Here is a 25,081-nt window from a genome sequence, read left to right as displayed (position 1 = left end):
CTTGACTTACGCAAGCATAAACAGGATTGCTTGAGTCACGCAAGCTAATTCTCCTGGGCCCCGTCATGCGCCGTCGGACCCGGCGCGGAACGGGGGGTGTTTCCGCTGCCGGGTCCGACGTCTGCGCCGCTCCCCGTCCCCACGGGACACGACGCGCTCCGGAGCCGCGCTCCGCTGGCTCACGGCTCCGGGGTACCGGTACCTACGGCGTACGGCGCGCCGCAGGGGTGCTGCTGGGCCGGCCGGTCAGGGCCGGTGACGCCCCCAGCCGTGCCAGGACGCCACGGACGCGGCGAGCCCGGCGCCGAGGACGGCGAGGGCGAGTGTGCTGAGGAAGGCCGTGCCGAGGTCCGGCATGGGTCACTCCTGAGTGGTACGGGGGTCACATGAAGCGACCCGCTGCGGCCCGGCGTTCTCGCGGTGCGGCTCTCGGTCGAGGCGTCGCCGTACCCCTGTGGGGCTACATCGCGGCATGGGCATCGCAGGTCCTCCTTAGGGGCTCCACCCGCGTGGGGGTCGGGTGGAGCACAAGGACAGGCTACTTGCACTTTCAAGATCTGGTAGAGCTCTGGGGGTACCCGGGTAATACCTGGGAGGGAGCCCCGCTGTGAACACCGGCACCGTTCAGCCGTGAACCCCTACCCCTTTTCGGCCATCTCTAGGAGGGGACCCCTGTCGTCCGCGTACGGCGAGAGGGCCAGAGGGCCGAGAAGGAAGAGAAGAACACGTGCCGGTCATCGGTCAGCGGACGCACCTCGTGCTGCTCGCCGCCTGGACACTCCTGTGGTTCGCCGTCGTCGAACCGCACGGCGGGTTCTCCTGGCACTACCTGCGCACCGGCGGCGAACTGATCTACGGCGGCGCCGGCGGCGGCCTCAACCTCTACGCCCACCACCCCGAGCTCCAGATGGGCCCGGTCAGCTTCCTCGTCGCGGGCCTCTTCAACCCGTTCCCGGAAGGCACGGGCCAGTTCCTCGCCGCGGCGCTGATGTCGTTCCTCGGCCTGGTCATCCTCGTCCTCGTCGGCCGCAGCGCCGCCTGGCACCTCCTCGGCACCGGCACCAACCACCAGCGCCTGCGCCAGCGCGTCCTCGTCGCCGGACTCGCGTTCATCCCCATGTGGATCGAGGTCGCGGTCCGCTTCGGCCACCTCGACGACGTACTCGCCCTCTTCTTCACGACCCTCGCCGTCCGCTCCCTCACCCGCGGCAACGCGGCGATGACCGGCGCGTTCCTCGCCCTCGCCCTCGACTCCAAACCCACGGCCCTCGCCTTCCTCCCCCTCCTGCTCGCCCTCCCCCGCCGCGACTGGCTCCGCGCGTTCCTCTGGTGCGCGGCCCTGGTCGCGGCGGCCTGGCTCCCCTTCTTCATCGGCGCCCCCGACTCGTACGCGGCGGCCCAGTTCACGATCCCCGTCCAGCCCGCCTCCCCCCTCCGCTGGCTCGGCGTGGGCGCCCCCGACACACCCCCCTGGGGCCGCCCCGCCCAAGCGGCCCTCGGCCTCACCCTCGGCTGCCTGGCGGTCGCCCGGGGCCGCTGGCCCGCGGTCGTCCTCCTCGGCGCGAACGCCCGCATAGCCCTGGACCCCAGCGTCTACACCTACTACACCGCCTCGGTCCTCCTCGGCACCCTCCTCTGGGACACCATCGGCCAACGCCGCCTCATCCCCTGGTGGACCTGGATCGGCCTCCTCACCCTCTACGTCCCCGTCCTCACCACCCTGAACGACCCCACCCGCGGCCTCCTGCGCCTGGCCTTCGTCGTGCTCTCCACCCTGTACGTCCTCTTCCGCCCCGTACGAGACCGCCGCCGCAGACGCCCCAAACCGACCCCGGCCGCGGGGGGATGGTGACCGGCGGTAGTTCCCCTTGCTCTCATCAACTGTGGAGATACGTCGAAGGGCCCCACCGCGAACGGTGTGGCCCTTCGACAAGGCCCCCAACACGCTTTCCGAAGGTTCATCTGGGGGTTTTGGGGTGTACGGGAGCGTTCTGACCTGCGGTGCGGCTGTGGCGGGCAGGGCTCCTGAACGGCGCTGTACGGAGGTGAATGCCACCAGAACTGCAACCATCGCCCGCCTATTTTCCGCTCTCTGGGCCGTACCACTGGAGAGCCTGGCCGGTCACTGCTGCGATGCAGGCGAAGTCGTGGTCGCGGTGCAGGAGAGTGAGCCCTTGCAACTCGGCCGTCGCGGCGACGACGAGGTCCACCGCACCCGCACTGCGATGCTTTCCCTGTTTGGTGAGAGCTTCCTGGACCTGCCAGGCGCGGTCGTAGGCGCGGTCGTCGACGGGAACCCAGCCGAAGATCAGCCGCATGTCCTCGATGCCGCGCGCCCGGTCGGCGGCCGACCGGGCGCTGTAGAAGAACTCGAGCTCGGTGATCGGGCAGGTGGCGATGAGCCCGGCGGCTGCCGCCTGGTCCCAGCCGTACTGCTCCGCGTCCTCGCGCATGAACCGAGCGAGTGCGCTGGTGTCGATCAGGAACTGGGCCGCGTTCACCGACGGTAGTTCTCCTTGTTCTCGAACAGTTCCAGATCAAATGCGCCGTCGCCCGCCGCAGCCCGCAGCCGGGCGAGAGCCAGGGCGCGACGCCGACTCTCCAACACCTCGCGAAGAGCGGTGTTGACGGTCTCCTTCTTGGTGTTCGTCCCGAGGGCTTTCGCCACGTCCGCGACCAGGTCGTCGTCCAGGTCGATAACCGTCCGACTCATGTGCGCCTCCTGATATCAAATGTGGGGTCAAGTATATCCAGCGAGGGTGCCTTGGGGGTGTCATGTGGCCCGAACCCGGAGACCACTGACTGCGCCGGTCCGTGTCCAGTGCCCACGAGGGCGTGTGTCAGCCGACGGGGTAGCCCTGAGCGAGGGCGGACCTGCGGAAGGCGGGGAGCTTGTCGAGGGGGACGACGAGGTGGCGTTCGCCGAGGCGGGCGCAGTGGGCGCGGGTGCGGCGGTCGGTGGCGAGGAGGGCCGCGACGGCTGCGTCCGCGCACTCGATGAGGTGCACCGGCCCGGTGTCGCGGACCTGGCCGACGCGGCGGGCGGCGTCGGCCAGGAGCGTGGTGACCGTCTGCGGGAGGGGGACGGTGGTGGCAGCGTTCAGATGGTGGCGGAGTTCGGTGAGGTCGCGGCCCGCGTCGACGGCGGCGAGCAGCGAGGCGGAGGTCAGGGCCCACACGCGGTCGCTGGTGCGCTCGGCGAAGGCGTCGAGGAGGAGGGCCTCGGCGGGGGCGAGTCCGTCGAGGGCCACGACGTCGTGGTTGGGGAGCACCTTCAGACGGCCCGAACCCTTCGGGCCGGTGCCGGCCGGTGCGGGGGTGGGGAGGTAGACGGCGGTCTGCTCGGTGGCATAGGCACCGAGCGGGTTGAGGCGGAGGGCGAGGAGACCGTCGTAGCGGCTGATGCAGTCGGTCCAGTCGGCGCCCCAGTTGTCGCGGTAGTCGTCACGGGCGCCCACCGGCGGCTGGTAGTCCACATCGATCAGGCCGAGGACGGCGGCGTACTCGAAGAGCACGGCGAGGGTGTAGCGGCCCTGGAGGAGTTCCCAGTTGTGGAACCCGTCGTAGCCGAGGCTGCCGTACTCGGGGTCCTCCAGGTACAGCTTCCACAGGGCGCGCTCGGTGCGGGCGATCCTGGGATCGTGACCGGCCTTGCGCATGGTGCGGAAGAGCGTGTCGACGTCGGTCCACTCACCGGGTGCACAGGCGGCGAGGGCCGCGCCGACCTGGGCCCGGCGCGGTTTGACGGCGGTGAGGACGTTCGCCGCGCGCTGGCCCTTGATCGCGTCGACGCGGGAGAACTCGTCGATCACGCCGCGGCTGAGCCAGCGCCGCCACAGCAGGGCGAGCGTCTCGTGCGCCGGTTTGGTCAGCGCCGCGCTGCCGCGTGCGGTCAGCACGAGTTTCCCGGAGGCCAGTTCCGCGAGTCCGCCGGCCTGGAGCAGCAGCGGCCAGGCGAAGGACGCGATCGGTTCCTCGGCGTAGAAGTCGCCGCCACTGAGCGCTTCCGCGACCGCCTTGACCGTCGCCGCGGACGGGCGGAGTGTCTTCTCGCTACAGCGCAGCCTGCCCGCCGCGCAGAGTTGAAGCACGGCCTTCAGGTCGGCCTGCGCCTCGTGCTCCGTCGCGCGTACCTGATGTTCGTCGTGCTCGCTGGTCACAGGGGCCCCGACTCCAGGAGGTAGTGGTAGTTGCCCGCGCCGCAGGTGTGCTCCAGCGTGCGTACGATCTTCTGGGCGTCGTCGCGTGGGCCGTTGATGTAGAACGGCTTCCCCTGGCGGCCGAAGCCGATCCGCGGGGCGGCCGGGCCGGGCTCGCCGAGATGTACGGCGACCTGCGCGAAGTCCGGCGCGGGCTCGAAGCCGAGGGCGCGGGCGTAGGCCACACCACCGTGCACGATGCTCTGCGCCTGCTCCAGGCCGATCCGTAGCGGCGGTTGGTCGAACGCCCGGTAGCAGTCGCGTACGTAGGCGTCCAGCGATCCTCCGCCCATCACCTGTGGGCCGACGGTGTCCTTGACGCCGAGGCAGTAGACGTCGACCAGGAACCCGAAGACGGTGACCCGGCTGGCCCGCTCCTGGCGGGCGATCAGGACCTGGGCGAAACCGGCGACTGCGGGATTCCCGGAGCCTTCGTCGTCCGCGCGTGCCCAGTCGGGGGCCGCGGACAGCTCCAGGCCGGTGCTCCAGCCGGCGCTCACCCAGCAGCCCACCACCGGGCGCTCGGTCGGCGCGGCCGTGCTCTGCTGTTCGTGGGCCACCTGGCGCACCAGCGCGCTCGCCCGAGCCGGCTTCAGTCCGAGGGCCCGCGCGATCTGCTTCGGCCCGCTGCCCTTCTCCCGCAAAGACCGTACCTGGGACAGTAGTTGCGCGTCGTCGCCGTTCACGGGCACATTGTTCCGCAACTCCGGGGTGTCAGGTGTGGGGCCTGGCTGTTCCCGGCCGCGCGTCCCTCCGTGCCGGGGAAGGCGAACGGGGCCTGAGGACAACGTCGAAAGGCCCCACCTCGCGGTGGGGCCTTTCGACGTATTGCCCGGTGAGAGCAATGGCGGAGGATACGAGATTCGAACTCGTGAGGGGTTGCCCCCAACACGCTTTCCAAGCGTGCGCCCTAGGCCTCTAGGCGAATCCTCCGGTCGGAACATTACATGACGTCGGAGGGTGGTTGCGAACTCGTTCGGGGGAGGGGAGAGGGGGGCTGGGAGGGGGTGGGGGATCGGGTAGGCTGGGGGACAGCCCCTCACGCGGCGCTATCTGACTGAACTCCCCCAGGGCCGGAAGGCAGCAAGGGTAGGTCGGCTCTGGCGGGTGCGTGGGGGGTCTTCGCGTTGGTGCGCGGCGCTCTCCGTGAGGGGTCGTCCCTGGCGCGCGGCCCGGTTTGTCAGTGGGCGCCTATAACCTCGTAGGCGTGTCGTCTCTCGCGCTGTACCGCCGTTATCGCCCGGAGTCGTTCGCCGAGGTCATCGGGCAGGAGCATGTGACAGACCCGTTGCAGCAGGCGCTGCGGAACAACCGGGTCAATCACGCGTACCTGTTCAGTGGCCCCCGCGGTTGCGGGAAGACGACGAGCGCGCGGATCCTGGCGCGGTGCCTGAACTGCGAGCAGGGCCCGACGCCGACGCCGTGCGGGGAGTGCGAGTCGTGCAAGGACCTGGCGAGGAACGGCCCGGGCTCGATCGACGTCATCGAGATCGACGCGGCGTCGCACGGCGGCGTGGACGACGCCCGTGACCTGCGCGAGAAGGCGTTCTTCGGCCCCGCGCGCAGCCGCTACAAGATCTACATCATCGACGAGGCCCACATGGTCACGTCGGCGGGGTTCAACGCGCTGCTGAAGGTCGTCGAGGAGCCCCCGGAGCACCTCAAGTTCATCTTCGCGACGACGGAGCCCGAGAAGGTCATCGGCACGATCCGCTCGCGCACGCACCACTACCCCTTCCGCCTGGTCCCGCCGGGCACGCTGCGCGACTATCTCGGGCAGGTGTGCCAGAAGGAGGACATCCCCGTCGAGGACGGCGTCCTGCCGCTCGTCGTGCGCGCGGGCGCGGGCTCCGTACGTGACTCGATGTCCGTCATGGACCAGCTCCTCGCGGGCGCGACGGCCGAGGGCGTGACGTACGGCATGGCGACGTCCCTCCTGGGGTACACGGACGGCTCGCTGCTCGACTCGGTCGTCGAGTCCTTCGCCACGGGCGACGGCGCGGCGGCCTTCGAGGTCGTCGACCGCGTCATCGAGGGCGGCAACGACCCGCGCCGCTTCGTCGCCGACCTCCTGGAGCGCCTGCGCGACCTCGTCATCCTCGCGGCCGTGCCGGACGCCGCGGAGAAGGGCCTCATCGACGCCCCCGCCGACGTCGTCGAGCGCATGCAGGCCCAGGCCGGCGTCTTCGGCGCGGCCGAGCTCAGCCGCGCCGCCGACCTGGTCAACGAGGGGCTGACGGAGATGCGCGGCGCGACGTCCCCGCGCCTCCAGCTGGAGCTGATCTGCGCGCGCGTCCTGCTGCCCGCCGCGTACAGCGACGAACGCTCCCTGCTGGCCCGCCTCGACCGCATCGAACGCGGCGCGAGCTTCGTGACCGGCGCACCGCCCGCGGGCATGCCGGTCGGCTACGAGCCCGCGTCCGACGCCCACCAGCCGGTCCCCCCGGGCGGCGGCGCGGCAGCCGCGAGGGCGGCGGTCCGGGGAGGAGCACCGACGGGTACGCCGCAACAGACGCCGCCCGCGTACGCCGCCCCCGCGCAACCCCAGCCCCCAGCCCCGTACGCGGCACCCGCCCAGCCCCAGACTCCGCCCGCTCCCGGCACCCCCGCCCAGCCCCCCGCCGGGTACGCCGCCCCCGCGCAACCCCAGCCCCCAGCCCCGTACGCGGCACCCGCCCAGCCCCAGACCCCGCCCGCTCCCGGCACCCCCGCCCAGCCCCCCGCCGGGTACGCCGCTCCCGCGCAACCCCAGCCCCCAGCCCCGTACACCCCACCCGCCGAACCCGCCGAGCAAGCCGCCCCCGGTGCCTGGCCCACCCCCGCACCCCCCGGCGCCGGCCGCAAACCCGGCGGCTGGCCCACGGCCGCGAACCCCGGCAGCGCGGCCCGCCCCGCGCAGGCACCGCCCTCCGGGCACACCCCCGCGGCGGCCCCCGGCGGACAGGCCCCCGGCTACACCCCGCCGACCGGCGGCCTCGACCCCCGCATGCTCTGGCCCAACATCCTCGAAGCCGTCAAGAACCGCCGCCGCTTCGCCTGGATCCTCCTCAGCCAGAACGCCCAGGTCACGGGCTTCGACGGCACGACCCTGCAACTCGGCTTCGTCAACGCGGGCGCGCGCGACAAGTTCGCGAGCAGCGGCAGCGAGGAGGCGCTGAAGCAGGCGCTGGCGGAGCAGTTCAACGCGCAGTGGAAGATCGACGCGGTGGTGGACGCGAGCGGAGGCGGCGGCGCCCCCCTCGGTGGCGCTCCTCTCGGTGGCGCCCCCCTCGGCGGCGCCGCTTTCGGCGCCCCCCCGCAGGGCTACGCCCAGCCCGCCCCCGCGTACCAGCCCCCGGCACCCCAGCAGAGCTACCAGGCCCAGCCGCCCCCGGCGCAGCCGACAGCACCCACCCCGCAACCCCCGTCCCCCACACCCCCACCCCCGGTCCACGACATCGTCGCCCCCGAGGACGACGTCCCCGAGGACGACGACCCGGACCTCAACGAGTCGGCCCTGTCGGGCCACGAGCTGATCGTGCGGGAGCTGGGAGCGACGGTGATGGAGGAGTTCACGAACGAGTAGGGGACCCCGCCGGGGGGAAGCCGCCCACTCCCCGGGCGGCGTTGGAGGAACGCACAGCCCCCTCGACCCCCGGCGTTCAGCGGTTACGCTGACTCCCGTGAACGTCCTAGTCATCGGCACCGGCGCCCGCGAACACGCCCTGTGCCGCTCCCTGTCCCTCGACCCCGCCGTCACGTACCTGGCCTGCGCCCCCGGCAACGCCGGCATCGCGGAGGTGGCCGAGCTGCACCAGGTCGACGCCCTGGACGGCGAGGCGGTGACGGCGCTGGCGCGGAAGCTGGACGCGCACTTGGTCGTCGTGGGCCCGGAGGCCCCGCTGGTCGCGGGCGTCGCCGATGCCGTACGCGCGGCGGGCATCCCCGTGTTCGGCCCCTCGAAGGAGGCGGCCCAGCTGGAGGGCTCGAAGGCGTTCGCGAAGGAGATCATGGCGGGCGCGGGCGTCCCGACGGCCCGCTCCTACGTGTGCACGACCCCGGAGGAGGCCGCGGAGGCGCTGGACGCGTTCGGCGCCCCGTACGTCGTGAAGGACGACGGCCTCGCGGCGGGCAAGGGCGTCGTCGTCACGAGCGACCTGGACGTCGCGAAGGAGCACGCGGCGGCCTGCGAGCGGGTCGTGATCGAGGAGTTCCTGGACGGCCCGGAGGTCTCCCTCTTCGCGATCACGGACGGCGAGACGGTCGTCCCCCTCCAGCCCGCGCAGGACTTCAAGCGCGCCCTGGACGGCGACGAGGGCCCGAACACGGGCGGCATGGGCGCGTACTCCCCGCTGCCGTGGGCGGACCCGAAGCTCGTCCAGGAGGTCCTCGACACGGTCCTCCAGCCGACGGTGGACGAACTGCGCCGCCGCGGCACCCCCTTCTCGGGCCTCCTGTACGCGGGCCTGGCGATCACGAGCCGGGGCGTACGGGTCATCGAGTTCAACGCCCGTTTCGGCGACCCGGAGACCCAGGTCGTCCTGGCCCGCCTGAAGACCCCGCTGGCCGGCGTCCTGCTCGCCGCCGCGAACGGCACCCTCGCCGACCTGCCCCCCCTGCGCTGGAGCGAGGACGCGGCGGTCACGGTGGTGATCGCCTCCCACAACTACCCCGGCACCCCCCGCACGGGCGACCCGATCACCGGCCTCGACGAGGTCACCGCCGAGGACGCCCCCCACGCGTACGTCCTCCACGCCGGCACCCGGCGTGAAGGCACCGACATCCTCAGCGCCGGCGGCCGGGTCCTCTCCGTCACCGCCACCGGCGACACCCTCACGCACGCGCGCGACCGCGCCTACCGGGCGATCTCCCGCATCACCCTGGACGGCTCCCAGCACCGCACGGACATCGCGGCGAAGGCGGCGGCCGAAGCCTGAGCGCGCCGACTGAACCCGAAGGGCCCCGTATCCGTCTGTGGATACGGGGCCCTTTCGCCGTCCGCGCCCCCGGAAATCCATCAGCCGACCTCGTGATCACGTCAGCCACCTCTCCCCAGAGCCATTCCATCGAGTGACCGTCGGGCCATCCGGCTGACGGGGCTGCCCGCCCCAACTAGGGTGCGGCCCATGTGTTCAGGCGCCTGCCTAGGTTCCGGCACTTGGCCCACCGGCATTGCGATGTCAGTGGTGGGTGCCACAGTGGGGGAGTGAGCAGAGGCAGGCGGAAGCGAGCGAGCCGGGAGGGGGAGTGATGCGGGCATGAGCGGCGGTTCGGTCGGTACGGAGGCGGGTGTGCGGGCCGCGCGCGCCCGGGCCCTCGCGGTCCTGCGGCTGCGCGGGCGCGCGCTCGGCGCGGCCCTGCTGCCGGCCGCGGCGGCGGTGATCCTGCTGGCCGGGGGAGGTACGGGCCACCTGGTCGGCCCCGGCTGGGACCGGGCCCGCTGGATCGTCTCCGGCGTCGCCGTCGTCGTCCTGATCGCCGCCGCCGGGATCGCGCTCCTCGTCGCCCGCGCCCGCCCGGCGCTCAGCCCCACGGTCCCGATCCCCGAGTCCGCGGCGCCCGACCTCTACCGCCTGGTCCGCGACCTCGCCGACCGGCTCGACGTCCCCGCGCCCTCCGCGATAGCCCTGACGCCGGACTGCGACAGCTGGCTGGAGGACCGCACGCACCGCGCGCACGGCACGCCCCAGCCGCCCCGGCGCGACGAGGTCGCGGACACCCACCGGCCGGGGCGTACGGCGGTGGCGCCGGTCCTCGTCATAGGCTCGCCCTTCCTGTGGTGGATGCGCGTCGGCGAACTCCGCGCGGTCCTCGCGCCGGTCGTCGCCGGTACGGGCCCCTCCGCCCACCCCGACATAGCCGCCGCCCGCCGCTTCGTGCGCGGGCTGGACGCGGCGGTCGCCGTCACCGCCGGCCGCTCCCCCCGCGTGCTGTTCGCGGGCGTCGGACACGTCGTACGGCTCCTGCTGCGCGGCTGCCGGGTCCACGCGGCGGAGATGGAGCGGGGCGTCGCCGCAGCCGCCGCCGAGCGCGCCCAGACCGTCGACTACGGGCTGCGGATCGTCGCGCAGGAACAGGTCGGCCTCGCGTACGCGGGCTGGGACCGCCTGCTGACGCGGGTCGCGCTCCCCGCGTGGCGCATGGGCCGCTGGCCGTCCCGCCTCGACGCGGGCGTGGTGGCCGCCCTGACCGAGCTCTCCCGCCGGGACCGCCTCGCCGAAGGCTTCGCCTCCCGCCTCGGCGAACGCCCCGCCTGCGACCTCCTCGAAGAACCCGGCACCATCGACGAGGCCACCTCCCTCCTCGCCGCCCGCCTCTTCCACGGCGGCCCCACCGAACCGGGCCCCGACTGGTCCCCGGTGAGCTGGCAGGACTACCCGGACGAGGTCGTGGACCGCAAGTGGCGCACAGACGCGGCCCGCCTGCATCGGACCCTGGACGCGATGGGGGTACGCCGGACCCCGGGGACACACGCGCCGACGCTGGCGCGGGTGCTGGAACACCTGACGGAGGGCGAGCCGGGGCCGGGGTCCGGCGAGCGGGGTGCTGGTGGGCGAGGCATCGAACCTGTACTGGACGCCGGTGCTCAGGACCCCGACCCCAGCCAGTCCCCTCGTACGACTGCCCCGGAGCCGGAGGCCGACCCGGGTGCCCCAGCCCCCCGCGCCGACGACACCCCCCCCTACCTCGACGACGCCGACCTGTACCCCGAGGACCCCCCCGCCCTCTCCCCCCGTACCTCCGCCCTGGCCGCCCGGCTCAGCGCGGAGCTGGCGCGTGACGAAGCCGCCGCCCCCCGCCCCGCCCCCGGCGCCACCCCCGGCCCCGACGCGGCGCTCTGGGACGACGCGGCGCTCCCCCTCTTCCCCCTCCAACCCCCGCGCACGGAGCGGGAGTTGCTCGCGGATCACGTCACCGCGATGGTCTGCTGCGCGGCGATGGACACGGCGGGCGCGACGCCGGGCCTGGACTGGCTGGACGGCCCGGTCCTCCTGGTCGCGGGCGAGCGCGCCCCCGACCTGACCCCCCGGGTCCTGAGCCTCGTGGAGGACGGCGACCCCGACCCCCTCCGCGTCTGGCTGGTCGAGCTGGGCATACGCCCGGAAAAACCCCTCCGCCTGGTCTGAACCACCGAAACGCACCGGCCGGAGGAGCCCCACCCGTTCCGGAGCTGTGGATTCCTCTTCAAACCAATTAGCGACGAATAGTGACTACCTAAGCGCGTTATGTGATGTGCTGGGACAGATCCCGCCCTGAGGCAAGGGCAAGCGACATAGGACAAGCACACCGCACACGGCACGACCACGGGGGCATGCGGGAGGGGAGCGACGATGGTCAGGGAGTCGGAACAGGGACGCGCGAGCAACCACGAAGACCCCGCACTCGACGAAGTACCGCAGCCGCCCCCACCCGGCACCCCCACCCCCCGCTGGCAGTCCGGCGCCCTCGCCCACGCCGTCTCCGACCCCTTCGCCCTGGGCCCCCTCCCCTGGCTGCGAGGCAGCGAGACCTACTTCGAGGACGGCCGCATCATCCCCTGGTACGCGGACCCGCACACCCCCCGGGTCCCCCCGCCCAGAGACAAGACGTTCCCCACCGGCGCCCCCCGCTCGGCGGACGACGTACACCGCCAGATCAAGGGCTTCACCTCCCCCGGCGCGGTGACCCCCGGCGAGGCCCTCGACTTCCACATCACGGTCGACCCGCCCCAGCGGTTCACGGTGGACGTCTACCGGATCGGCCACTACAACGGCGAGGGCGCCGCGAAGATCACGACGAGCCCCCGCCTCTCGGGCATCGTCCAGCCCCCGCCCCTGGCGGCGGACCGCACGGTCTCCTGCCACCACTGGTGGCTCAGCTGGCGCCTCCAGGTCCCGGCGTACTGGAACGTGGGAGCGTACGTGGCGGTCCTCACGACGGTGGACGGCTACCGCTCGCACATCCCCTTCACGGTGCGCGACAACCGCCCCGCCGACCTCCTGCTCCTCCTCCCGGACGTCACCTGGCAGGCGTACAACCTGTACCCGGAGGACGGCAGCACCGGCGCGAGCCTCTACCACGCGTGGGACGACAAGGGCCGCCTCCTGGGCGAGGCGGACGCCGCGACGACGGTCTCGTTCGACCGCCCGTACGCGGGCGCCGGCTTACCCCTGCACGTCGGCCACGCGTACGACGTCATCCGCTGGGCGGAGCGCTACGGCTACGACCTGGCGTACGCCGACGCGCGCGACCTGCACGCGGGAACCGTCGACCCCACCCGCTACCGGGGCCTGATCTTCCCGGGCCACGACGAGTACTGGTCCGCGAACATGCGCCGCACGACGGAGTTCGCGAGGGACGCCGGCACCTCCCTCGTCTTCCTCTCCGCGAACACCATGTACTGGCAGGTCGAACTGGGCCCGTCCCCCTCGGGCGCCCCCGCCCGCCTCCTGACGTGCAGGAAGAGGAAGGGCCCCGGCAAGTCCCTCCTGTGGCGCGAGATCGACCGCCCGGAACAGCAGCTCCTCGGCATCCAGTACGCGGGCCGCGTCCCCGCCCCCCGCCCGATGATCGTCCGCAACGCCCACCACTGGCTGTGGGAGGCGACGGGCGCGCACGAGGGCGACGAGATCGAGCACCTGGTCGCGGGCGAGGCGGACCGCTACTTCCCCCGTACGGCGCTCCCGGAGCACGAGGAGCGGGTCCTGCTGGCGCACTCCCCGTACGACGACGCCCGCGGCACCCGCCGCCACCAGGAGACGTCCCTGTACCGCGCCCCCTCCGGCGCCCTCGTCTTCGCGTCGGGCACCTTCGCCTGGTCCCCGGCGCTGGACCGCCCCGGCCATGTGGACGCCCGTATCCAGCGGGCGACGGCGAACCTCCTGGACCGGATCTGCAAGCGCGACTGACCCGCCGAGCGGGCCGAAAACCGTATACGGGAGAATCGAGGCACCTGTACAGATCCACGGGGAGGAACCGTGCCCGGATTCGTAGTAAAGCCCGAACCCGTCGAGGTGCCGGGCCTGGTCCACCTGCACACCGGAAAGGTGCGTGAGCTGTACCAGAACGAGGCGGGCGACCTCGTGATGGTCGCGAGCGACCGCCTCTCGGCGTACGACTGGGTCCTGCCCAGCGAGATCCCCGACAAGGGCCGCGTCCTCACGCAGCTCTCGCTGTGGTGGTTCGACCAGCTCGCCGACCTGGTCCCGAGCCACGTCATCAGCACGGACGTCCCCGAGGGCGCCCCCGCCGACTGGCAGGGCCGCACCCTGGTCTGCAAATCCCTCACGATGCTCCCCGTCGAGTGCGTGGCCCGCGGCTACCTCACGGGCTCCGGCCTCGTGGAGTACGACGCGACCCGCACGGTCTGCGGCCTCGCCCTCCCCGAGGGCCTGGTCGACGGCAGCGAACTCCCGGCCCCGATCTTCACCCCGGCGACGAAGGCGGCCGTCGGCGACCACGACGAGAACGTCTCCTACGAGGAGGTCGCCCGCGAGGTGGGCGCCGACACGGCGGCCCAGCTCCGCCAGGCGACGCTGGCCGTCTACAGCCGCGCCCGCGACATCGCCCGCGACCGGGGCATCATCCTCGCGGACACGAAGTTCGAGTTCGGCCACGACAAGACCGGCGCCCTCATCATCGCGGACGAGGTCCTCACCCCCGACTCCTCCCGCTTCTGGCCGGCGGCCGACTGGCACCCCGGCCGAGCACAGCAGCCGTACGACAAACAATTCGTACGCGACTGGCTGACGTCACCGGAATCAGGCTGGGACAGAAAGAGCGAGCAGCCCCCGCCCCCGCTGCCGCCGGAGATCATCGAGGCGACGAGGGCGAAGTACGTGGAGGCGTACGAACGCTTGACGGGCCAGACCTGGTCGTAAGGCGCACGAGAAACTCCCCCGGACGGCAGAAGCTCCGGGGGAGCTTTGTCATGCCGGGGGACCTCGCTCTTTCAGGGGGGGGCTGCATCGATATGCGGCTCCGCCGCGTGGGCGAGACCAGCCTCCACCGGGCCCGCACCCGAAACTCAACGCAAGAAAACCCCGACCCAATCCCGGGCCGGGGTTTCAACTGGAGCGGACGACGAGGCTCGAACTCGCGACCTCAACCTTGGCAAGGTTGCGCTCTACCAACTGAGCTACGTCCGCACTGCGCCGAAGCGCGAGGCCAACTATACCCAACCCCGCTCCCGTGCGATCCGCACAGCCGCATGCCGGTTCTCCACCCCCAACTTGGACACGGCGGACGACAGATAGTTCCGCACGGTCCCCTGGGACAGCGACGCCCGCTCGGCGATCTCCGCGACCGGCGCCCCATCGGCGGCCAGCTCCAGCACCTCCGCCTCCCGAGAGGTCAGCGGCGAATCCCCGGAGGAGATCGCGTCGGCCGCCAACTCCGGGTCCACGTACCGGTTCCCGGCATGCACGGTACGGATGATCTCGGCGAGCCGCTGAGCGCTGACGGTCTTGGGCACGAACCCCCGCACCCCGGCGGCAAGGGCCCGCTTCAGATGCCCCGGCCGCCCGTGACTCGTCACGATCAGCACCCGGCAGGACGGCAGCTCCGTACGGAGAGATGTGGCGACCTTCACACCGTCCGCCCCCGGCATCTGAAGATCGAGCACGGCGACGTCGGGCTCATGGGCCAGAGCCATGGCCAACGCCTCCGGCCCGCTCGCGGCCTCCGCGACGAGGACGAGGTCGTCCTCCAGGGACAGCAGCGCGGCGAGCGCCCCCCGGATCAGATGCTCGTCGTCCGCGAGCAGCACCCGCACAGTCATGAAGTGACCTCATTCACAGAAACCGGCACCGTAGCCACCACCCGGAACACCCCACTCCTCACGAGCCCGGCCTCCAGAGTCCCGTCGACGGACGCGAGCCGCTCCCGCAGCCCGGCGAGCCCGGACCCGCCCTCCCCGACCCCGTCGGACGCCCCGTCGTTCTCGACGGTCAGCACGACCCGCTCACCGCTCACGACGAGCCGTACGCGGCACCGCTGAGCGTCCCCGTGCCGCAGCACGTTGGTGGTCGCCTCCCGCACCACCCAGCCCAGCACGGACTGCACCTCCCCGGCCAGCCCCCCGGCCTCCCCGCGCACCTCGCAGGAGATCCCGGCGGCGCTCAACACCCCCCGCGCACCGAGGAGTTCGACCCCGAGGTCGACCTCCCGGTACCCCCGGACGACTTCCCGCACCTCCCGCTGCGACTCCTGCGCGATCCGCTGCACCTCGACCATCTGCTCGACGGCCTCCGCCCGCCCCCGCCGCGCGAGCTGCACGGCGAGCTCGCTCTTCAGCGCGATGACGGCGAGGTTGCGGCCCATGACGTCGTGCAGGTCCCGCCCGAACCGCAGCCGCTCCTCGGCGACGGCGAGCCGGGCCTGGGCCTCGCGGGCGTGGTCGAGTTCGTACACGGCTTTGGTGATCCAGATCGAGAAGACGCCGACGGCCGCGCAGAGAGAGGCCGCCAGGAACACGACCACGGCGACGACCAGTGCAGCGAGCCAGGGCTGGCCGAAGGCGAGCATCGCCGGCACTGTACCGACGCTGAACCCGCCGACGACGGTGTACATGTACCGGCGTTCCCGCAGGCCGAAGCAGATGACGCCGGGCCCGAAGAACATGATGACGCCGTAGGTGACACCGGCCGCGTCGTCGACGTGGTCGCCGTCCGGGCCGTACTGGCCGAGCGCGAGCGCCGTGAGGCCGATGACGACGCTGAGCGCGCCGAACGCGTACAGCAGCCGTACGGGTTGCCCGCGCACCCCCCGGTGCCAGTCCATGGCCCGCGAGACGACCACCATGATGGCCGCCGCGTGCAGCAGGACCAGTACCCCCAGCAGCCCGCCGAACCCCGCCCCCAGCGCCCCGAGCGTCGGCACGATCACGGACGCCTCGATCACCCCGAACGACCCGAACGACCACCGCGTGTACGTGTCGAACTTCTCCGGCGTGCTCTTCCGCCCCCACCAGCCCCGCATGTCGTCCCGTTCCTCAGCGCCGGGGTTCCCACTTGAACCACCGCTGCACAGCAAACACGGCGGCGACGGTCCAGGCCACTCCGACGCCGATCGCCTGGAGCGCCTCGGCACCGGACATCTCGCCGGTCCAGGCACCCCGGATCAGCGTGATCGCGGGCGACAGCGGCAGCAACTCCATGACGGACGCGGCGCGGTCGGGGAAGAGCTCCAGCGGTACGGCGACCCCGGAGCAGATCATCGAGAGGAACAGGAACGGCATCGGCGTGACCTGCGCGCTCTCCGCGGTCTTCGTCACCCCGGACGTCACGGCGGCCAGCGCCGCACACACCACGATGCCCAACAGCACGCCCAGCACGGCGAGTTGGGGCGCCTTGGGGGCGTCCATGTCGAGCAGGACCGTGCACCCGGCGATCAGGACGAGACACTGCACGAGCCCCGTCGCGACCATCGGCAGCGCCGCCCCGACGAGGATCTCGCCGTCCCGCAGCTCGCCCGTGCGCAGCCGCTTCAGCACCAGCTCCTCGCGCCGCATCGTGTAGATCCCGGCCAGCGTCGAGTAGACGCCGAACAGCAGCGCGAACCCGATCCCGGCGGGCAGCAGGACCTGCCCGATGTCGAGGCCGGTCTCCTTCAGCATCTTGTCGTCGGTGAACGCCTTGAGGCTGAACGGCAGCATCAGCGGCACCATGACCGCCGTCACGAGCATGCTCTTGCTGCGCCCCAGCAACGTGAACTCGGCCCGCGCGAGCGCCTTCATCCGCCCGCCCGGCGTCGTCGTCGCGACCCCGCTCACACCGCCACCTCTTCCTTGTGCTCCGACGCGATCCCGAGGAACGCCTCCTCCAGCGACGCGGACCGCACGTCGAGCCGCCCCAGCTCGACCCCGGCGTCCCGCGCCCACAGCAGCACCCCGGTCGCCGTGCGCTGCAAGTCGTGCGTACGCAGCCGGACGAGGCCCCCCTCGACGGCGTGCCCGCTCACCCCGAGTTCCGCGAGCGGCGGCAGGTCCCCGACGAAGTACCCGGCGGGCAGCTCGAAGGAGATCCGGGACGGCTGCGAGGCGGTCACCTCGGCCGGCGTGCCCGACACGGCGACGCTCCCGGCGTGCATGATCGCGAGCCGGTCGGCGAGGCCCTCGGCCTCCTCCAGGTAGTGCGTGGTCAGCAGCACGGTCGTCCCGGAGTCGCGCAGCGCCCGCACCAACTCCCAGGTGTCGCGCCGCCCTTCGACGTCGAGCCCGGTCGTCGGCTCGTCGAGGAACAGCACCTCCGGCCCGCCGAGCAGCGCGAGCGCGAGATCGAGGCGCCGCCGCTCACCGCCGGACAACTGCTTGACCCGTACGCCGTGTTTGGCGCCGAGCCCCACCAACTCCAGTGCCTCACCGACGGGTCGGGCCCCGCTCACGCACCCGGCCCACATACGGGCCGTCTCCGCGACGGTCAACTCCGAGGGAAACCCGCCCTCCTGGAGCATGACCCCGGTCCGGGGCCGGACGGCGGCCCGCTCGGCGTACGGATCGTGCCCGAGCACGCGCACCCGCCCCCCGCTCGGCTGCGCGAGCCCCTCCAGCAGCTCGACGGTCGAGGTCTTGCCCGCCCCGTTGGTGCCGAGCAGCGCGAAGACCTCGCCCCGGTCGACGTGGAAGGTCACTCCGCGGACCGCCTCGAACCCGCCCCCGTACACACGCCGTAGGCCCTCGGCCTCGATCACGCGTTCTTTCGTCCCCTTGGCGTTCATGCGTTCAGCGTCCCGCGCGGGAAGTGGGGGAGCCAGTGCGCGATGTCATGGCCCGGCATGACAAATGTCAGACGCGTGAACAGGGCACGAAAAAGGCCCGGTTCCGAAGAACCGGGCCTTTGACCCTGAGCGGACGACGAGGCTCGAACTCGCGACCTCAACCTTGGCAAGGTTGCGCTCTACCAACTGAGCTACGTCCGCAAAGCATCCGATCGGCTCCCACCGATCGGCGCAAGCACCACCCTACCTGACCCACAAGCATGATCAGTACGGCGTTGCAGAGCGGGTGACAGGAATTGCACACTGCGCCTTCCCCCTGGAAGGGGGATGTTCTGCTACTGAACTACACCCGCACAACCTGCCTGGCCTGGGTTTTTCTCCCGTGCCTGGCGGCGTGCTCCAGACATTAGCCGATCGAGAGGGGGGTAACGCAAGTCGGCTGCCTCCAGGCCCTCCTGAGGGGGCCCGGCGGCAGCCGACGGCCGGGCTACTGCGCCTCGGCGAACGCCTCGTACACCTTCTTGGGGATCCGGCCGCGGGCCGGTACGTCGAACTTGTTCGCCAGGGCCCAGGCCCGGACGGCGGACGGGTCGGGGGCGACCTCCGTCTGCTTGTACGCCTTGCCGGAACGCGACCGCTTGCGGCCGGCCTCCACGTACGGCGCGAGCGCGGTACGCAGTTTCTCGGCATTGGCTTCATTCAGGTCGATCTCGTACGACTTGCCGTCGAGCCCGAACGCGATCGTTTCCGCCGCTTCCGAGCCGTCGATGTCGTCAAAGAGAGTGACCACGACCTTCTGCGCCACGAATATCGGTCCCTTCGGCTGAAAATGCCAATTTTTATGTACGGTACAGCGCCCAGTAATAAAAAGTGAAGCCGACTAAATCTTCCCGCGTGTCAGGTGCGCAATACCTGTCAGGGGTCGATCGGAGATCTTTCCCGTAACTTTTCCCGAACGCCCCCGTCCGATACCGGATCGTGATGGCGCTCACGTAGCTTCCTACAACTCTACCCGCGTAGAAATTTCGTACGGGTAGTCTGAAGCCACCTGCCGGAACAGCCGCAGGAACCCAAGCACCACACCACCGGGAGTGCCCGTGGCACGCGTCGTAGTCGACGTCATGCTCAAGCCGGAGATCCTCGACCCCCAGGGCCAGGCGGTGCAGCGCGCACTGCCGCGACTGGGTTTCGAAGGCATCTCGGACGTCCGCCAGGGAAAGCGATTCGAACTGGAAGTTGACGGACCCGTGGACGAGGCCGCCCTCGCCCGGATCCACGATCTCGCGGAATCCTTCCTCGCCAACACCGTGATCGAGGACTTCACGGTCAAGGTCGAAGAAGTCGCGGAGGCGGCCAAGTGACCGCTCGTATTGGCGTCGTCACTTTCCCGGGCAGTCTCGACGACCGCGACACCCAGCGCGCGATCCGCCTCGCCGGCGCCGAACCGGTCGCGCTCTGGCACAAGGACAAGGACCTCCACCAGGTCGACGCGGTCGTCCTTCCCGGCGGTTTCTCCTACGGCGACTATCTCCGGGCCGGCGCGATCTCCCGTTTCTCCCCGGTGATGGAGACGGTCATCGAGCAGGCGAAGGCCGGTATGCCGGTCCTCGGCATCTGCAACGGCTTCCAGATCCTCACCGAGGCCCACCTCCTGCCCGGCGCGATGCTCGGCAACAACCACCTGCACTTCATCTGCCGGGACCAGAAACTCCGGGTGGACAACGCGGAAACGGCCTGGACCGGCGACTACACGCAGGGCCAGGAGATCCACATTCCGCTGAAGAACATGGACGGCCGGTACGTCGCCGACGAGCGCACGCTCGACGAGCTGGAGGCCGAGGGCCGGGTCGTGTTCCGGTACCTGGACCTGAACCCCAACGGCTCCCTGCGCGACATCGCGGGCATCACGAACGCGGCCGGCAACGTCGTGGGCCTCATGCCGCACCCCGAACACGCGGTCGAGCCCCTCGTCGGCACCGGCCGCACCGACGGCCTCCCCTTCTTCACCTCGATCCTCAAGAAGCTGGTCAACGCATGAGCCGCACGCCTCTGGACACGGTCGAGCACGCGACCGCGACCCCCGACGTCGAGCTGCCCTGGGCCGAACTCGGCCTGAAGAAGGACGAGTACGAGCGCGTCGTCGAGATCCTCGGCCGCCGCCCGACCGGCGCCGAACTCGCCATGTACTCCGTCATGTGGTCCGAGCACTGCTCGTACAAGTCCTCCAAGGTCCACCTCCGCCAGTTCGGCGAGAAGGCCCCCCAGTCCGACGCGCTGCTCGTCGGCATCGGCGAGAACGCGGGCGTCGTCGACGTCGGCCAGGGCTACGCGGTCACCTTCAAGGTCGAGTCCCACAACCACCCCTCGTACGTCGAGCCCTACCAGGGCGCGGCGACCGGTGTCGGCGGCATCGTCCGCGACATCATCGCGATGGGCGCCCGCCCGGTCGCGGTCGTCGACCCGCTGCGCTTCGGCGCGGCCGACCACCCCGACACCAAGCGCGTCCTGCCCGGCGTCGTCGCCGGCATCGGCGGCTACGGCAACTGCCTCGGCCTGCCGAACATCGGCGGCGAGGTCGTCTTCGACGCCTGCTACCAGGGCAACCCGCTGGTCAACGCCGGTGCCATCGGCGTCATGCGGCACGAGGACATCCACCTCGCCAAGGCGTCCGGCGCGGGCAACAAGGTCATCCTGTACGGGGCCCGCACGGGCGGCGACGGCATCGGCGGCGCGTCCATCCTCGCGTCCGAGACCTTCGACGACGCCAAGCCCTCCAAGCGCCCGGCGGTCCAGGTCGGCGACCCCTTCCAGGAGAAGCTGCTCATCGAGTGCACGCTCGAAGCCTTCGCCGAGAAGCTGGTCGTCGGCATCCAGGACCTCGGCGCGGCCGGACTCTCCTGCGCGACCAGCGAGTTGGCGTCCAACGGCTCCGGCGGCATGCGGGTCACCCTGGACGACGTACCGCTGCGCGACTCCACGCTCTCGCCCGAGGAAATCCTCATGAGCGAGTCGCAGGAGCGCATGTGCGCGGTCGTCGAGCCGGAGAAGGTCGACCGGTTCCTCGCGATCTGCGAGAAGTGGGACGTCATCGCGACGGTCATCGGCGAGGTGACGGACGGCGACCGTCTCGAGATCTTCTGGCACGGCGGCAAGATCGTGGACGTCGACCCGCGCACGGTCGCGCACGACGGCCCCGTGTACGAGCGCCCCTACGCCCGCCCCTCCTGGCAGGACGCGCTTCAGGCGGACGGCGCGGAGAAGCTTGAACGGCCTTCCAGCGGGGCGGAGTTGCGGGAGCAGGTCCTTCGCCTGGTCTCCTCTCCCAACCAGGCGTCCAAGAGCTGGATCACCTCCCAGTACGACCACTTCGTGCAGGGCAACACGGTGCTGGCGCAGCCCGAGGACTCCGGGATGATCCGCATCGACGAGGCGACCGGCCTCGGCGTGGCCATCGCGACGGACGGCAACGGCCGCTTCGCCAAGCTGGACCCGTACGCGGGCGCCCAGTTGGCGCTCGCGGAGGCGTACCGCAACGTCGCGACGACCGGTGCGAAACCCCTCGCGGTGTCCGACTGCCTCAACTTCGGTTCGCCCGAAGACCCCGCTGTCATGTGGCAGTTCGCGGAGGCGGTGCGTGGACTCGCCGACGCCTGCCAGCAGTTGGGGACGCCGGTCACGGGCGGCAACGTCTCCCTGTACAACCAGACCGGCGAGGCGGCGATCCACCCGACGCCGGTCGTCGCGGTGTTGGGCGTCATCGACGACGTGGCGCGCCGCACGCCGGTCGCCTTCCAGGAAGAGGGCCAGCTCCTCTACCTCCTCGGCGACACCCGCGAGGAGTTCAGCGGGTCGGCGTGGAGCCAGGTCGTCCACGACCACCTGGGCGGGCTGCCTCCCAAGGTCGACCTGGAGCGTGAGCGTCTGCTGGGCGAGATCCTCATCTCCGCGTCCCGCGACGGCATGATCGACGCCGCGCACGACCTGTCGGACGGCGGGCTCATCCAGGCGGTCGTCGAGTCGGCGCTGCTCGGCGGCATCGGCGCGCGCCTGGTCGTCCCCGACGGCCTGGACGCGTTCACCTTCCTCTTCTCCGAGTCGGCGGGCCGCGCGGTCGTCTCCGTCCCCCGCTCCGAGGAGGTCCGCTTCAACGACATGTGCGGGGCGCGCGGCCTGCCCGTGACCCGCATCGGTGTCGTCGACGGCGAAACGGTGGAACTCCAGGGCGAGTTCGAGCTGCCGCTGGCTGAGCTGCGCGAGGCGCACGAGGGGACGATCCCGGCGCTGCTGGCGTAACTCTCAGGTACGACGCTCTCAAGTACTGAGGTCCCGTCCGGTCTCCGGGCGGGACCTCAGCGCGTATCCAGGCCCGCCCAGCGGCGCAGATCCGCGCAGGTCGGGTCGGGGACCGACGTACGTGCGGTGATCGTGCGCAGCGCACGCGGCACGTGCTGGGCCAGGTAGAACAGGTGGAGCGCCGGCTGTCGGGTGGAGTACGCGCACAGCCGGATCGTGAGGACCGCCTTCTCCTCGGCCTCGTCCGCGAAGGCGGTCGGCACGCCCGCGAGGAGCATCCAGCAGGCGCGGTCGTTCACCGCGTCGGAGACGGTCCGCAGAGGCACCGCGTCGAGCGTCGCGAGGGAACAGGGCGCCCCCTTCGCGACGGTGTCCCGCAGCACCGCGTGAAAAACCATCCCGGCGAGGACCCCGAACACGAACTCCCCCCACTCCACGTCGATCCCCTTCGCCCGGAGCCCTTCCCACCGCCTCTCCCTCCGCCACCAGTCCGCGTCCTCCAGCGGCAGCAGGCACCGCCCGAGCCGCAAACACTCCCCCCAGACCGCCTCTTGCCCACTCGCTCCCATCAACTCGCCCCCTTTCCCGGCCCATTGTCCGACCGGCGGAGCCAATTACCGCTCAGTTCCCCGGTACTTGAGCAGTGACCGCAAGGGACCGCACCCCAGGCAAACCCCACCCCCACCCTCCGACCACCCCCATTCCCACCCCACTCAACTCCCCCTAGCGTCCCCTCATGCCGAGAACCACGACCCTCCTCCTCCGCACCACCCTGCTCCTACTCGCCCTCACCGCAACGCTGTTCACCACACCCCCGGCGAGGGCCGCCACCGCACAGCTCCAACTCCCGTCCCCCACAGGCCCGTACGCGATCGGCCGCGACACCCTCCACCTGGTCGACCTCACCCGCCAGGACCCGTGGGTCCCGGAGGCGGGCGCACGGGAGCTGATGGTCTCGCTGTACTACCCCGCACGACGCGGAACGGGCACCCCGGCCCCGTACATGACCACCCCGGAAGCCGAACGGCTCCTGAAGAACCAGGGATACGACCGCCTCATCCCCGCCGAGACGGTCAGCGCGACCCGCACCAACACGACCGAACACGCCCGCCCGGCCCCCGGCCGCTTCCCCCTCATCCTCCTCTCCCCGGGCTTCACCCTGCCGCGCACGACCCTGACCCTCCTCTCGGAGGAACTGGCCGGCCAGGGGTACGTCGTCGCCGCGGTCGACCACGCGTACGAGTCCGTCGCCACCACCTTCCCCGGCGGACGCCTCCTGCCCTGCGTGGCGTGCGAGAAGTCCAAGGAGACGGGGATGGCGGCGTTCGCCGAGGGCCGGGCCAGGGACCTGTCCTTCGTGACGAACGAACTGACGGCGACCGGAAGACACCACGCCACCCCCTCCTACGCCCGGATGATCGACCCCCACCGCATCGGCGTCGCCGGCCACTCCATCGGCGGCGCGACCGCCGTCCCCGCGATGGCCGCCGACCCCCGCTTCCGCGCCGGCGCGAACCTGGACGGCGGCTTCTTCAGCGCCGTACCCCCGTCCGGCCTCGGCGCCCGCCCCTTCCTGATGCTCGGCGCCGAGTCCACGCACGTCCCCGGCAACGCGACCTGGGACCTCACCTGGCAACGCCTCGACGGCTGGAAACGCTGGCTGACGGTCAAAGACGCGGGCCACTTCACCTTCACCAACCTCCCCGTCCTCGCCGCCCAACTGGGCATCACGGACCCGGAGTTCCCCCTCCCCGGCGACCGCTCCGGCGACATCACCCGCACCTACCTCACCGCCTTCTTCGACCTCCACCTCCGCGCCGTCCCCCACCCCCTCCTCGACGGCCCCACCCCGGCAAACCCGGAAGTGACCTTTCAGCACACCTGAGCCTCACCCGAACGGGTGATCATCACCCGGTTGGCGGACTCGACGCGGGGCGCGGCCCTACGATCACGGCGTTCACAGTGAGTAACCGATGAAGGACGCCGTGGTCAGTTCACCGCATGAAGCAATGCACCGGATCATCCAGCAGGACCCCGGCGTGTTCGTCCGTGCCGCCCGGGCGAACGGCATCCCGTTCGCCGATGTCGTCACCAGCAAGGAGATGCCGACCGACCTCACCGAGAACCATCCGCTGGAGCGGCGGGTGGACAGCCTGCTGCGCATCTACACCGCCGACAGCGAGAGCTACCTCCTCGCAGTCGAGGCCCAGCGGCGGCAGGACCCCGACAAGCCCGCCAGCTGGGCCTACTACCTCAGTTACCTCTACTCCAAGTACCGGATCCCGCCGATCCTGGTGGTCGTCTGCGAGGACCGCACCACCGCGGAGTGGGCCGCGGGCCCCATCGATATCGGCCTCAAAGGATGGAACTCGCTCACCCTGCGCCCCATCGTCCTGGGGCCGGACAACATCCCCGTCTTCACGACCCGCGAACAGGCGGCCCGGGACATTCCGATGACCGTCCTGTCCGCGATTCTCCACCACCGTGACCCGGAGATCCGCGCCATACTGAAAGCACTCTCATCCGCCTTGCAGGACCTACAGGAACGCGACGAAGACGCGGCGGACCACTTCGTCGAACTCACCGCCCAGGGCCTGGGCAAGGGCCCGTACGCCGAATTCTGGAGGGAACTAGTGGCCATCGACACCTCATTCTTCGTCTCCCCCCTGTCGGAGGGCATCCGTGAGGAGGGCCGCATCGAAGGCAGGGAGCAGGGCAGGGCACAGGGTCGAGCAGAGGGCATGGCGGCAGCCGTCCTGCATCTGCTGGACCGCCGTGGAGTGGACGTCCCCGACTCCGACCGAGCCCTGATCACCTCCTGCACCGACCCCGCCGTCCTGAACCGCTGGTTCGACCGTGCGATCACCGCCACCACAGCGGACGAGGTCTTCGCCGGAGACACGTCCGACTGACCC

General features: G+C 71.2%; 21 protein-coding genes, 4 tRNA genes and 1 other RNA gene. 12 read left to right on the top strand and 14 right to left on the bottom strand.

Annotated features, from left to right (window positions below):
- Positions 1-727: 727 nt before the first annotated feature.
- Positions 728-1,852 (top strand): hypothetical protein, encoded by a 1,125-nt coding sequence (locus PV682_RS28825; protein ID WP_319734710.1) that lies wholly within the window; start codon positions 728-730, stop codon positions 1,850-1,852.
- Between the two features lie 226 nt (positions 1,853-2,078).
- Here PV682_RS28825 and PV682_RS28820 read toward each other — a convergent pair whose 3' ends face one another.
- The 5 genes from PV682_RS28820 to PV682_RS28800 form a co-directional block, all read right to left on the bottom strand.
- A complete protein-coding gene (locus PV682_RS28820) occupies positions 2,079-2,501 on the bottom strand; it encodes a PIN domain nuclease (RefSeq protein ID WP_053752750.1) in 423 nt (140 codons plus the stop codon).
- The gene (locus tag PV682_RS28815) at positions 2,498-2,713 is read right to left on the bottom strand and encodes a type II toxin-antitoxin system VapB family antitoxin (RefSeq protein WP_318325532.1); all 216 of its coding nucleotides are present in this window, start codon (positions 2,711-2,713) and stop codon (positions 2,498-2,500) included. The genes PV682_RS28820 and PV682_RS28815 overlap by 4 nt, the downstream gene beginning before the upstream one ends.
- A gap of 127 nt (positions 2,714-2,840) precedes the next feature.
- Complete coding sequence (locus PV682_RS28810) at positions 2,841-4,160, bottom strand: helicase-associated domain-containing protein (RefSeq protein ID WP_319734709.1); 1,320 nt, start codon at positions 4,158-4,160, stop codon at positions 2,841-2,843.
- On the bottom strand, positions 4,157-4,885 hold the full coding sequence (locus PV682_RS28805; protein WP_319734708.1) for a hypothetical protein: 729 nt from the start codon (positions 4,883-4,885) through the stop codon (positions 4,157-4,159). Before PV682_RS28805 ends, PV682_RS28810 begins: the two co-directional genes overlap by 4 nt.
- Positions 4,886-5,044: 159 nt before the next feature.
- Positions 5,045-5,132: transfer RNA gene (locus PV682_RS28800), tRNA-Ser, on the bottom strand.
- A 97-nt stretch (positions 5,133-5,229) separates the two neighbouring features.
- Between PV682_RS28800 and ffs the strand changes: the two genes are divergently transcribed.
- The 6 genes from ffs (at position 5,230) to PV682_RS28770 (ending at position 14,038) form a co-directional block, all read left to right on the top strand.
- Positions 5,230-5,326: signal recognition particle sRNA small type (gene ffs / locus PV682_RS28795), an RNA gene on the top strand.
- Positions 5,327-5,406: 80 nt separating this feature from the next.
- Positions 5,407-7,764 (top strand): DNA polymerase III subunit gamma and tau, encoded by a 2,358-nt coding sequence (locus PV682_RS28790; RefSeq protein WP_319734707.1) that lies wholly within the window; start codon positions 5,407-5,409, stop codon positions 7,762-7,764.
- 97 nt (positions 7,765-7,861) lie between these two features.
- Positions 7,862-9,115 carry a phosphoribosylamine--glycine ligase gene (purD, locus tag PV682_RS28785; RefSeq protein ID WP_319734706.1) on the top strand — a complete coding sequence of 418 codons (1,254 nt, stop codon included), beginning with the start codon at positions 7,862-7,864 and terminating at the stop codon, positions 9,113-9,115.
- A gap of 321 nt (positions 9,116-9,436) precedes the next feature.
- Positions 9,437-11,305 carry a M48 family metalloprotease gene (locus tag PV682_RS28780; RefSeq protein WP_319734705.1) on the top strand — a complete coding sequence of 623 codons (1,869 nt, stop codon included), beginning with the start codon at positions 9,437-9,439 and terminating at the stop codon, positions 11,303-11,305.
- A 204-nt stretch (positions 11,306-11,509) separates the two neighbouring features.
- A complete protein-coding gene (locus tag PV682_RS28775; RefSeq protein ID WP_319734704.1) occupies positions 11,510-13,066 on the top strand; it encodes a N,N-dimethylformamidase beta subunit family domain-containing protein in 1,557 nt (518 codons plus the stop codon).
- A 69-nt stretch (positions 13,067-13,135) separates the two neighbouring features.
- Positions 13,136-14,038, top strand: a complete 903-nt coding sequence (locus tag PV682_RS28770) for a phosphoribosylaminoimidazolesuccinocarboxamide synthase (protein ID WP_319734703.1) — start codon at positions 13,136-13,138, stop codon at positions 14,036-14,038.
- Positions 14,039-14,229: 191 nt separating this feature from the next.
- Here PV682_RS28770 and PV682_RS28765 read toward each other — a convergent pair.
- The 8 genes from PV682_RS28765 to PV682_RS28730 form a co-directional block, all read right to left on the bottom strand.
- Positions 14,230-14,305 (bottom strand) — tRNA-Gly (locus PV682_RS28765).
- 23 nt (positions 14,306-14,328) lie between these two features.
- A complete protein-coding gene (locus PV682_RS28760) occupies positions 14,329-14,937 on the bottom strand; it encodes a response regulator transcription factor (RefSeq protein WP_055722739.1) in 609 nt (202 codons plus the stop codon).
- On the bottom strand, positions 14,934-16,136 hold the full coding sequence (locus PV682_RS28755; RefSeq protein WP_319734702.1) for a sensor histidine kinase: 1,203 nt from the start codon (positions 16,134-16,136) through the stop codon (positions 14,934-14,936). Before PV682_RS28755 ends, PV682_RS28760 begins: the two co-directional genes overlap by 4 nt.
- A 13-nt stretch (positions 16,137-16,149) precedes the next feature.
- Positions 16,150-16,893 (bottom strand): ABC transporter permease, encoded by a 744-nt coding sequence (locus PV682_RS28750; protein ID WP_319734744.1) that lies wholly within the window; start codon positions 16,891-16,893, stop codon positions 16,150-16,152.
- 32 nt (positions 16,894-16,925) lie between these two features.
- Positions 16,926-17,873, bottom strand: coding sequence for an ABC transporter ATP-binding protein (locus PV682_RS28745; protein ID WP_319734701.1), 948 nt, complete (start codon positions 17,871-17,873; stop codon positions 16,926-16,928).
- Positions 17,874-18,001: 128 nt separating this feature from the next.
- Positions 18,002-18,074, bottom strand: a tRNA-Gly gene (locus PV682_RS28740).
- 80 nt (positions 18,075-18,154) lie between these two features.
- Positions 18,155-18,226, bottom strand: a tRNA-Gly gene (locus PV682_RS28735).
- 134 nt (positions 18,227-18,360) lie between these two features.
- Positions 18,361-18,678, bottom strand: a complete 318-nt coding sequence (locus tag PV682_RS28730) for a histone-like nucleoid-structuring protein Lsr2 (protein WP_055722735.1) — start codon at positions 18,676-18,678, stop codon at positions 18,361-18,363.
- Positions 18,679-18,970: 292 nt separating this feature from the next.
- Between PV682_RS28730 and purS the strand changes: the two genes are divergently transcribed.
- The 3 genes from purS to purL are packed head-to-tail and all read left to right on the top strand — an operon-like array spanning position 18,971 to position 22,166.
- Positions 18,971-19,234, top strand: coding sequence for a phosphoribosylformylglycinamidine synthase subunit PurS (purS, locus tag PV682_RS28725; RefSeq protein ID WP_015659417.1), 264 nt, complete (start codon positions 18,971-18,973; stop codon positions 19,232-19,234).
- Positions 19,231-19,911 (top strand): phosphoribosylformylglycinamidine synthase subunit PurQ, encoded by a 681-nt coding sequence (gene purQ / locus PV682_RS28720; RefSeq protein ID WP_055722734.1) that lies wholly within the window; start codon positions 19,231-19,233, stop codon positions 19,909-19,911. Before purS ends, purQ begins: the two co-directional genes overlap by 4 nt.
- Positions 19,908-22,166: a phosphoribosylformylglycinamidine synthase subunit PurL gene (purL, locus tag PV682_RS28715; RefSeq protein ID WP_319734700.1), complete on the top strand. Its 2,259-nt coding sequence runs from the start codon at positions 19,908-19,910 to the stop codon at positions 22,164-22,166. The genes purQ and purL overlap by 4 nt, the downstream gene beginning before the upstream one ends.
- A 56-nt stretch (positions 22,167-22,222) precedes the next feature.
- Here the strand turns inward: purL and PV682_RS28710 are convergent, their stop codons facing one another.
- The gene (locus PV682_RS28710) at positions 22,223-22,696 is read right to left on the bottom strand and encodes a hypothetical protein (protein ID WP_319734699.1); all 474 of its coding nucleotides are present in this window, start codon (positions 22,694-22,696) and stop codon (positions 22,223-22,225) included.
- A gap of 206 nt (positions 22,697-22,902) precedes the next feature.
- Between PV682_RS28710 and PV682_RS28705 the strand changes: the two genes are divergently transcribed.
- Together PV682_RS28705 and PV682_RS28700 are read left to right on the top strand one after the other, a co-directional pair.
- Positions 22,903-24,051, top strand: coding sequence for an alpha/beta hydrolase family protein (locus PV682_RS28705; RefSeq protein WP_319734698.1), 1,149 nt, complete (start codon positions 22,903-22,905; stop codon positions 24,049-24,051).
- A 124-nt stretch (positions 24,052-24,175) separates the two neighbouring features.
- Entirely contained in the window at positions 24,176-25,078 is a 903-nt protein-coding gene (locus tag PV682_RS28700; RefSeq protein ID WP_319734697.1) for an RpnC/YadD family protein, read from the top strand.
- The last annotated feature ends 3 nt before the right edge of the window (positions 25,079-25,081 follow it).

Origin of the sequence: Streptomyces niveiscabiei (assembly GCF_033794345.1) — a bacterium.
Classification (GTDB): Bacteria; Actinomycetota; Actinomycetes; order Streptomycetales; family Streptomycetaceae; genus Streptomyces; species Streptomyces niveiscabiei.
This window is presented reverse-complemented; position numbering and strand designations above follow the sequence as displayed.